This is a genomic window from Bradyrhizobium sp. (assembly GCF_016462955.1).
GTDB lineage: Bacteria > Pseudomonadota > Alphaproteobacteria > Rhizobiales > Xanthobacteraceae > Bradyrhizobium.
On the sequence record NZ_JAEMSD010000795.1, the window covers coordinates 1 to 2065 of the forward strand.

2 protein-coding genes and 1 pseudogene are annotated in these 2065 nt (G+C 67.9%); 2 read left to right on the forward strand and 1 reads right to left on the reverse strand.

The features are described from left to right. Both JHD07_RS38490 and JHD07_RS38495 read left to right on the forward strand, forming a co-directional pair. Positions 1-319 (forward strand): annotated as a pseudogene (locus tag JHD07_RS38490) (ribonuclease E/G); the annotation flags it as partial. Between the two features lie 66 nt (positions 320-385). Beyond that, entirely contained in the window at positions 386-1618 is a 1233-nt protein-coding gene (locus JHD07_RS38495; protein WP_291631732.1) for an FAD-dependent oxidoreductase, read from the forward strand. Positions 1619-1729: 111 nt separating this feature from the next. On the opposite strand, the gene JHD07_RS38500 is transcribed toward JHD07_RS38495, so the two are convergent. Next, positions 1730-2065 (reverse strand): biotin transporter BioY (locus tag JHD07_RS38500; protein WP_291631733.1); only part of this gene is annotated, 336 nt, incomplete at its 5' end.

Below are 2065 nucleotides of genomic sequence, written 5' to 3' on the forward strand. Positions count from 1 at the left end.
GCCGCAAGTCGCGCAGGCCGAGTCGCGCGCCGACATGCGAACCGAGGCGCCAGCAGAGCCGGAGCCGCCGGCTCCCGCGACGACGACCGCAGCGCCGGAAGACGAGGCCGGCGACAAGGCCGCGCGGCGCCGCTCGACCGTCCGCGAAAAGGTGAGCTTCGTGCTGAACAGCCAGCCCGAGCCCGCAATGCCTGCGGCGCAGGCGACCGAAGCGGTTGCTGCCCCTTCACCTGAGCCCGCACCGGAGGCCGCCAGCGAAACTCCGGCCGCTCCGCGACGTGCCGGCTGGTGGTCACGCCGTTTCGGTGGCGGCGAGTAAAGGGAAGATTGGAGTTGAAACCGCCCGGCCAAGCCGGGCGGTTTTGATTTGGTGAGGTCAGCTGCGATGCAAGGCGCGATCATTCTCGGCGGCGGCATGGTGGGCGTGGGTGCTGCGCTGCATTTGCAGAAACGCGGCTGGTCAGTCACGCTGGTCGATCGCAAGGAGCCGGGCCGCGAGACCAGCTACGGCAATGCCGGAATGATCCAGGCGGAAGCGGTACGCCCCTATGCGATGCCGCGCGATCTCGCTTCGCTCTTGAAGATCGCGACCGGCCGCACCAACGACGTGCGCTACAGCCTCTCCTCCCTCCACCTCCACGTGGAGCCCCTGCTCCGCTATTGGTGGCATTCGGCGCCGAAGCGGCATCGCGAGGCGATCGCGGCGTGGGCCCGGCTGATCGCCTACGCGACGACCGAGCACGACATCCTCATTCGCGAGGCGCATGCCGACAACCTCATCCGCCGCGCCGGCTACCGCGCGCTGTACCGCGACCGCGCGTCACTTGATCTCTCGATCAAGGCTGCGGAGGAAGATCATCTCGAGTTCGGCGTAAACTTTCGCGTGCTGTCGGGCAGCGAGCTGGCCAGGGCCGAGCCGATCCTGCGCGACGATCTTCCGGGAGCGATCCACTGGCTCGACACCTGGACGGTGTCCGATCCCGGCGCGCTGGTCACGGCCTATGCCGAGTTGTTCGAGCGTCTCGGCGGCAGGATCTTGCTCGGCGATGCGCAGTCGCTGCGACAGACTGCGACCGGCTGGTCGGTCGACACCGACCAAGGCCGCATCGACGCGCCAAACGCCGTCGTGACGCTCGGGCCGTGGTCGCCCGATCTCCTCCACAAATTCGGCTATCGCATTCCGCTCGTGCGCAAGCGCGGCTACCACATGCACTACAGCGGCGGCGCTTCGCTCGACCTGCCGCTGATCGACAAGACGGGTGGCTATGCCATGGGTCCGATGGCCAGGGGCATCCGCATCACCACGGGCGCGGAGCTGACCGGCGCGGACGCACTCGCGACCCCGGTGCAGCTCGCCAGTGCCGAAGCCTCCGCGCGCGAGCTGATCGATCTCGGCAAGCGGGTCGAGCCGGATCCGTGGTTCGGCACGCGGCCCTGCACGCCCGACATGCTCCCGGTGCTCGGCCGCGCCCCGCGCCACCCCGGCCTCTGGATGAACTTCGGCCACGGTCACCAGGGTTTTACGCTCGGACCCGCAACCGGACGCCTGCTCGCGGAGATGATGAGCGGCGAGACGCCTGCGGTCGATCCGACGCCGTACCGGCCGGAACGTTTCTAGACCAAAGCACGATCCGGAAAAGTCCGAAACGGTTTTCCGTATAGATCATGCGTGAGCAACGATCCAAAGCGCGATGACGATTGATCCAATCTCATCGCGCTTTTGCGCCTCTTACCCGCGACGGTCGACAATGCGGCGTGCCGCCGGCATCAAGGTCGCGCCGAGCGCGTTCTTGACCAGCGAGCCCGCAATGAACGGCACGATGCCGACCTGCCACGCCTTGGCGGCACCGAGGCCAAGCCCGAATGCCAGCCAGCCGAAGCCGGCGCCAAGAATGACGACATGGCCAATGGCCATCGCTGCAAACAGCAGCACGACGCTACGATCCCAGCCGCGCTCGGCGAGCCAGCCGGTCACGGCGGCGGCCAGCACGAAGCCGAACAGGTAGCCCGCTGTCGGGCCGACGAGCGGAGCAATCCCTCCGACGGGGCCGGCAAACACCGGCAG

Bases quoted from the DNA above. Each gene is read 5' to 3' on its own strand.
- JHD07_RS38495 (WP_291631732.1), top strand. From the start codon at position 386: ATGCAAGGCGCGATCATTCTCGGCGGCGGCATGGTGGGCGTGGGTGCT.